The organism is Streptomyces maremycinicus (assembly GCF_001184025.1).
Taxonomy (GTDB): Bacteria; Actinomycetota; Actinomycetes; order Streptomycetales; family Streptomycetaceae; genus Streptomyces; species Streptomyces maremycinicus.
In genome coordinates this window covers 185,110-192,402 of record NZ_BBYG01000023.1, presented here as the reverse complement: position 1 = coordinate 192,402, position 7,293 = coordinate 185,110, and the positions used below count along the sequence as shown (strand labels likewise).

Genomic DNA, 7,293 nt, shown 5'->3' with positions numbered 1-7,293 from the left:
AGCGCACCTTCCCCACCCCCGTCGACCCGGCCTTTCGCGTCCCGGACCGACACGGAGGGGCCATGCCGCTACCCCTCCCTCCTGACCCCAAACTCAAAGTGATTCAGATCACCCACCCTGCGCTTCTTCTCGAACCGCGTGCTTGATACAAATTGCCCGCGCGTTCCTGTCCGTCGACGGTCGGCGCCCCACCCCTCCTCCGGCCCCTTCCGAGCCGTCCCTTCCGCATGCCCTGGAACGCCCGTGCCCGCCCCTCGCACCACCCTGCCCTGGCCCGTCGTCGCCCTGTTCACGGCCGGGTACCTCGCCCCCTACCTGCTGCCGACCGTGGTCGGCCGACTGGACGCCGGGCTGCCGCTGTCCGCCACCGAGGCCGGCGCCGTCGGCAGCGCCCTGCTGCTCGGTTCGGCCTCCGCCGGGTTCCTGCTCGCCTCCCGCGTGGAGCGGATCGGGGCGCGGACCCTCGCCCGGATCGGACTGACCCTCGCCGTGCTGGGCTACGGCGGTGCCGCCCTCGCCGGTGAGGTGACCGCCGTGATCGCGGGCGCGGTCCTCGGCGGCTTCGGCTCCGGCACGGTCACGGCGGTCGCCGCCACCCGGATCGCCGCCCATCCCGACCCGCACCGCGTCTCCACGGCAGGCCTGCTCGGGGTCTCCGCGCTGGCGGGCGCGGTCTATCTGACGGTGCCGCACCTGGGCGCGGGCCGCGGTCAGCCGCTGGCCGCGATCGCCCTCACCGCGCTCGCCGTATGGCCGCTGACGGGGCGTCTGCCCGGCCGGACGGCACCGGTCCGCACCCGGCCGGAAGACCGGCCGCGGCTGCCTCGGCTGCGCGCCGGGCTGGTCCTGGCCGCCGCCATGCCCTGCTGGTCGCTGGTCCAGAACGCGCTCTGGGGCGTCAGCGGACGCATCGGTCTGACCCAGGCGCACCTGACCGAGACCGGTGTCGGCGTGGTCTTCGCGGTGGCGCTGGGAGCCGGGCTCACCGGAGTGCTGGGCGCGGGGGCGCTCGGGGCCCGGCTCGGGCGGGCGGTGCCCATCGGCGCCGGGACCGTGCTGATCGCCGGCTGTGTCGTCGCCAGCGCCCGCGCGACCGGCCCGGTGAGCTTCGCGGCCGGGGAGATCGCCTGGAACACGCTCTACCCGATCGTGCTGTCGTACCTGATCGGGCTGGCGGCATCGCTCGACCCGCGCGGCCGCTGGGCGGTGCTCGTCGGGTCGGCGGGCTCGCTGGGGACGGCGGCGGGGCCGCTGACCGGGAGCGTGCTGTCGGCGTGGGCCGGGTTCCCGGTGATGGGGCTGGTGCTGGGGGCGGGGCTGCTCGTCGTCGCGGTGCCGATGACCGCCGTCGCCCTGCGCGCGGGCGGCCCGCGGGTCGCGGGCGCGGTCCTGCGGCGGGGCGGCGCTCCGGAGCCGCGGGTGGTGGAGTTCCGGGTGGAGGGCTCGGCGGTCCCGGTCCGCGACGCGTACGGCACGGCCGGCCCCCGGCCGGCGGGTGCCGCGCCGGGGCCCGCCGACTGAGGCCGTCCGCCCGCCCGTCCCCGCCCGCTGCCCGGCTCGCGCCGCCCTGGCCCGCCGATGGGCGCACCGACCGGGCCCGGCCAGGACGGGCCGCGCCTAGAACGTGTAGGCGTCGACCTCGGCGAGATACCGCGCCCGCCGCTCCTCGTCGTCCTCCAGGAAGGAGGCGGTGAAGGAGTTGCGGGCCAGCTCGCGCAGCCGCTCCTCGCCCAGGCCAAGGGCGGCGCCCACGGCGTCGAAGTTGTCGCCGGCGTACCCGCCGAAGTAGGCGGGGTCGTCGGAGTTGACCGTGCACAGCAGCCCGGCGTCCAGCATGGCGGGCAGCGGATGGTCGGCGAGCACGTCGACGGTCCGCAGCCGCACATTGGACAGCGGGCACAGCGTCAGCGGGATCCGCTCCCGCACCAGCCGCTCGACGAGGGCCGGGTCCTCCATGCACCGCAGGCCGTGGTCGACGCGCTCCACCCCGAGCACGTCCAGGGCCTGCGTGATGTACTCCGGCGGCCCCTCCTCACCGGCGTGCGCGACGCGTCGCAGTCCGAGAGCGGCCGCCGCCTCGTAGACCTCGCGGAACTTCACCGGCGGATGCCCGACCTCGGCGGAGTCCAGGCCGACCCCGGTGATCCGGTCGAGGTGGGGCCGGGCCGCCTCCAGGGTCTCCAGCGCCGACTCGGCGGACTCGTCGCGCAGGAAACACATGATCAGACGCGTCGAGACGCCGTGCCGGGCCTCGCTGTCGCCCAGCGCGCGCCACAGCCCGTCCACGACGGTGCCCATGCCGACCCCCCGGGCGAGGTGGGCCTGCGGGTCGAAGAAGATCTCCGCGTGCCGCACGCCCTGCGCGGCGGCCCGCGCGAGGTAGGCGTTCGCGAGGTCCTCGAAGTCGCGCTCGGTGCGCAGGACCGCCATGAGCTCGTAGTACAGGTTCAGGAAGGACTGGAGGTCCTCGAACCGGTACGCCTCGCGGAGCTCGTCCGTGTCGCCGTACGGCAGTACGACCCCGTTGCGGGCGGCCAGCTCGAAAGCCAGCTCCGGCTCCAGAGTTCCTTCGATGTGCAGGTGCAGTTCAGCTTTGGGGAGGGGCATCAAAGTATCGTACGGGCGTTTTACCGACGTTTCGGAACCGGTACCCGTAGCAGGTCGTGCGCCACGGTCAGCTCGCCCTCGAAGCCCGCCGCCCGCGCCTGCCGCTCGAACTCGTCCGGCTCGGAGTAGCGCTGGCTGAAGTGGGTGAGGACCAGATGCCGCACCCCGGCGTCCCGGGCCACCCGCGCGGCCTGACCGGCGGTCAGATGGCCGTGGTCGGTGGCGAGTCGCTCGTCCTCGTCGAGGAAGGTCGACTCGATGACGAGCAGGTCGGCGCCGTCGGCGAGCGCGTGCACGCCCTCGCACAGCCGGGTGTCCATGACGAACGCGAACCGCTGTCCGCGCCGCACCTCGCTGACCTCGTCCAGTGACACCCCGTCGACCGAGCCCTCCCGCTGGATCCGGCCCACGTCCGGCCCCTTGATGCCGTGCGCCGCCAGCCGCTCGGGCAGCATGCGCCGGCCGTCGGGCTCGACGATCCGGTAGCCGTAGGACTCGACGGGGTGCGAGAGAGCGGCGGTCTCCAGCCGGTAGGACGCGGTGGTCGCGAGGACGCCGTCCGCGTCGACCGGGGCCTCGGTGATGCCGACGGTCTCGCGATAGGCCGTGGAGTAGCGCAGCCGGTCGAAGAAGCGCTGCCCGGAACGCGGATAGTGCGCGGTGACCGGGTGCGGGACCTTGTCCAGGTTGATGCGCTGGATGACACCGGCGAGGCCGAGGGAGTGGTCGCCGTGGAAGTGCGTCACGCAGATCCGGTTGAGGTCGTGCGCGGCGACCCCGGCCCGCAGCATCTGGCGCTGGGTGCCCTCTCCCGGATCGAAGAGGATGCCCTCGCCGTCCCAGCGCAGCAGATAGCCGTTGTGGTTGCGATGGCGGGTCGGAACCTGGCTGGCGGTTCCGAGGACCACCAGTTCACGTACGGACACGGCGGGCCTACCCGGGGGGCCAGTGCAGGCCGCGGCCACCGAGGACGTGCGCGTGCGCGTGCCAGACGGTCTGACCGGCGCCTGCGCCGGTGTTGAAGACGACCCGGTAGCTCTCCAGCTTGTCCTCGTCCGCGACCGCCTGCGTCTCGCGCAGCACGTCGGCGGCGAGCTCCGGCGCACCGGCGGCCAGGGCGGCGGCGTCCCGGTAGTGCGCCTTCGGGATCACCAGGACGTGCGTGGGCGCCTGCGGGTTGATGTCCCGGAAGGCGATGGTCGTCCCGGTCTCCCGCACGATGGTCGCCGGGATGTTCCCCGCGACGATCTTGCAGAACAGACAGTCGTCCTGCGGTTCCCCTGCCATGCGGGCTCCTCCTCAGACGGTTGATCAGTACGGGGCATGGTAGCGGGGGGTGGGTGGATCCAGCCCGTCCGGCGCCTGAGGACGAGGCCCTCCGGGCCGGAGCGGGGGTCCGGGGGCGGCAGCCCCCGGACGGTCGCCGCGACGCCGGGCGGGCTATGACCCGGGCAGCGGCGGAGGCGTCTTCGCCGGGGTCTCCTCCAGTGCGGCCAGCGCCAGCGAGATCGCCTCGTCCAGTTGGACATCCCGCCCCGCCGCGTGGTCCTGGGGGGCGCAGACGACCTCGACGTCGGGGTCGACCCCGTGGTTCTCCACTCCCCACCCGTACCCCTCCAGCCAGAACGCGTACTTCGGCTGCGTGACGAGCGTCCCGTCCACCAGCCGGTACCGGCTGTCGATCCCGATCGTCCCGCCCCAGGTGCGCGTGCCCACCACCGGCCCGATCCCGAGCGCCTTGATCGCCGCGTTGACGATGTCCCCGTCGGACCCGGAGAACTCGTTGGCGACGGCGACGACGGGCCCCCGGGGCGCGTCCTCCGGATAGCTGGACGCCCGCATCCCGCGGGGCAGGTCCCAGCCGACGATGCGCCGGGCGAGCTTCTCGACGACCAGCTGGGAGGTGTGCCCGCCCCGGTTCTCCCGGACGTCCACGATCAGCCCCTCGCGGGCGACCTCGACCCGCAGGTCCCGGTGGATCTGGGCCCATCCGGGCGCCTGCATGTCGGGCACGTGGAGATATCCGAGACGGCCGCCGGAGGCCTCGTGCACGTACGCCCGCCGGTCCGAGACCCACGCGTGGTAGCGCAGCGCCTCCTCGTCCGCGACGGGGACGACGACGGCGTGCCGCGGCTCGCCCCCGCCCGACGGGGAGATCGTCAGCTCGACGACCTTGCCCGCGGTCCCGACGAGCAGCGGTCCGGGTCCGGTGACCGGGTCGACGGGCTGCCCGCCGACGGCGACGACGGCGTCACCGGGCCGCACCGCGACGCCGGGCGCGGCCAGCGGGGAGCGCGCGTCGGGGTCGGAGGTCTCCGAGGGCAGGACCCGGTCGATGCGCCAACTGCCGTCCGGGTGAAGGGAGATGTCGGCGCCCAGCAGGCCCTGCCGGCCGCCGCGCCCGCCGCGCGGGGTGACGTAGGCGTGCGAGGTGCCGAGTTCGCCGTGCACCTCCCACAGCAGGTCGACGAGGTCGTCGTGGGTGGCGAGCCGGTCCAGCACCGGGCGGTAGCGGTCGAGGACGCCGTCCCAGTCGACACCGCCCAGGTCGGGCCGCCAGAAGTTGTCCCGCATGACGCGGCCGGTCTCGTCGTACATCTGCCGCCACTCGGCGGCCGGGTCGACGGTACGGCGGACCCGGCCGAGGTCGACGGTGATGTTGCTGTCGCTGTCCTCGTCGCCGGAGGCGCGCCGGTCGCTCGGGACGACCTTGAGCTTGCCGTCGGTCCACAGCAGCAGCCGCTTGCCGTCGCCGCTGACCTCGAAGCCGTCGGCGTCGGCCGCGAGGTGTTCGATGCGCTGCTGGGCGAGGTCGTAGCGCTCCAGCTCGGTGTGCGGGTCGGGGTCGTCCGGGGTGGCCCGGGAGGCGCCGAGGACACCGCGCACGGGGTGGCGCAGCCAGAGCACGCCGTCCTTCGCCGCGGTGAGCCCGGAGTACCGGCCGGCCTCCACCGGGAAGGGGACTATCCGGTCGGCGAGGCCTTCGAGGTCGATGCGGGTGGCCGGGGTGCCCTCGCTGTCGGGCGTCTCGTCCTTGTCGGGGGCGTCGAAGGGCCTGCCGTGCCGCTGCGGTCCGAAGGGGGACGGGGTCGTCGCCGCGAGGGTGATGAGGTGCGGGCGGGCCCCGGCCACGAAGGAGAGGTCGAAGACGTGCTCGTCGTAGACGGGGTCGAAGGCGCGCGTGGAGAGGAACGCGAGGTGCTTGCCGTCGAGGGTGAAGGCGGGCGCGTAGTCCCGGAAGCGCAGTGGGGTCGCCTCGGTGACCGACAGGTCGGTGACGTTGGCGAGCTTGAGCTGGCTCAGCGGGCGCGGCCCGGGGTGCGACCAGGCCAGCCAGGCGGAGTCGGGTGAGAAGACCAGGTCGGACACGTCGCCGTCGGGGCTGCTGTCGACCTCGCGGACCTCACCGGTCTCCCGTTCGACGAGGAGCAGCCGCCCGTCGTGCGCGGCCACGGCGGCCCGGCTGCCGTCGGGCGCCATGGCGAGTTCCAGGACCCGCCCGAGCCGTCCGGCGGCGAGCCGGCGCGCGGTGGCGCCGGGCGCGGTCCCGGTGGCCGGGGCGAACTCCAGCGCGTCCTCCCCCTCGGCGTCCGTCACCCACACGACCCACTCCTCGCCCTCCGTGCGGAAGGTGCGCGGCAGCCGGGCCCGGACGCCGGGTTCGGCGGCGAGCGCGCGGGACGGTCCGGCGCGGTGGGTCACCCAGTGGACGGCACCGCGCACCTCCACGGCGCTGCCCCGCGCGGTGTGGTCGGGCGCGGCCCCGCCCAGCCACCGGGCGGCGGCCACGGGGTACGGGCGGCGGTCGGTGCGCTGCCCGCCGAGGCGGATGTCGAGGCGGCGCGGTTCGGCGCCGTCCAGGTCGTCGAGGAGCCACAGCTCGCCCGCGGACATGTACACGACCCGAGTACCGTCGCCGGCGGCGTGCCGGGCGTAGAAGCCGTCGAGGGGGGTGTGCCGCCGCAGGTCGGACCCGTCGGCGAGGGACGAGTACAGGGCCCCCGTGCCCTCGTGGTCCGAAAGGAACGCCAGCCGCTCCCCGGCCCAGACCGGGTCCTCGATGTTGCCGTCGAGTCCCGCGTGCAGCCGGACGAACTCCCCGTCGCCGTCCCGGTCGATCCACAACTTGCCGGCCGTGCCGCCCCGGTAGCGCTTCCAGTGGGCGGCCTCACGCCCCATCGACGCGGACAGCAGGACGGTGTGCGGGCCGTGCGCGACCGTGCCGACCGGCCCGTACGGCAGGGTCGTCGAGGGGCCGCCGTCCACCGGGACGGCGCGGGCCCAGCTGCGGCGCAGGGTCGCCTGGTCGTAGGTGCTGACGGCGAGGACCCGGCCGTCCGGGGTCCAGCCCCGCACCCGGGTCTGCCGGCTCCCCCAGTACGTCAGCCGGGTCGACGGGCCGCCGTCGACGGGGGCGATGTGCACCTCGGGGGCGCCGTCGCGGGAGGAGGTCCAGGCCACGGTGGTGCCGTCGGGCGAGATCCGCGGCAGGGTGACCGGCACGTTGTCGGCGCTGACCCGCCAGGCGCGGCCGCCGTCGAGGGGGGCCAGCCACACGTCGTCCTCGGCGGTGAAGGTCACCGAGTCGCCGTGCGGATGGGGGTATCGGAGGTATGCGGCAGGCGTCGCGGGCTGTGTCACCGCATCAATGTATGCAACGCCGGGAGCGCAGGTCAGGGGTTTCGA

At 74.6% G+C, this 7,293-nt stretch carries 5 protein-coding genes; 1 reads left to right on the top strand and 4 read right to left on the bottom strand.

Features of this window, described 5'->3' with window-relative positions; all coding sequences use genetic code 11:
• The first annotated feature begins 243 nt into the window (after nucleotides 1-243).
• Nucleotides 244-1,521: an MFS transporter gene (locus tag AOQ37_RS34790; RefSeq protein ID WP_062650571.1), complete on the top strand. Its 1,278-nt coding sequence runs from the start codon at nucleotides 244-246 to the stop codon at nucleotides 1,519-1,521.
• Nucleotides 1,522-1,617: 96 nt separating this feature from the next.
• Here AOQ37_RS34790 and AOQ37_RS34785 read toward each other — a convergent pair whose 3' ends face one another.
• The 4 genes from AOQ37_RS34785 to AOQ37_RS34770 form a co-directional block, all read right to left on the bottom strand.
• Nucleotides 1,618-2,607 (bottom strand): adenosine deaminase, encoded by a 990-nt coding sequence (locus AOQ37_RS34785; protein WP_062650569.1) that lies wholly within the window; start codon nucleotides 2,605-2,607, stop codon nucleotides 1,618-1,620.
• 20 nt (nucleotides 2,608-2,627) lie between these two features.
• A complete protein-coding gene (locus tag AOQ37_RS34780; protein ID WP_062650567.1) occupies nucleotides 2,628-3,533 on the bottom strand; it encodes a ribonuclease Z in 906 nt (301 codons plus the stop codon).
• 7 nt (nucleotides 3,534-3,540) lie between these two features.
• Nucleotides 3,541-3,894 (bottom strand): histidine triad nucleotide-binding protein, encoded by a 354-nt coding sequence (locus AOQ37_RS34775; protein WP_062650565.1) that lies wholly within the window; start codon nucleotides 3,892-3,894, stop codon nucleotides 3,541-3,543.
• A gap of 153 nt (nucleotides 3,895-4,047) precedes the next feature.
• The gene (locus AOQ37_RS34770; RefSeq protein ID WP_062650563.1) at nucleotides 4,048-7,248 is read right to left on the bottom strand and encodes a S41 family peptidase; all 3,201 of its coding nucleotides are present in this window, start codon (nucleotides 7,246-7,248) and stop codon (nucleotides 4,048-4,050) included.
• Nucleotides 7,249-7,293 lie beyond the last annotated feature (45 nt).

What these genes read in the sequence shown, in the direction of transcription:
- AOQ37_RS34775 (WP_062650565.1), bottom strand. Translation starts at nt 3,894, where the DNA reads ATGGCAGGGGAACCGCAGGACGACTGTCTGTTCTGCAAGATCGTCGCG.
- AOQ37_RS34785 (WP_062650569.1), bottom strand. Translation starts at nt 2,607, where the DNA reads ATGCCCCTCCCCAAAGCTGAACTGCACCTGCACATCGAAGGAACTCTG.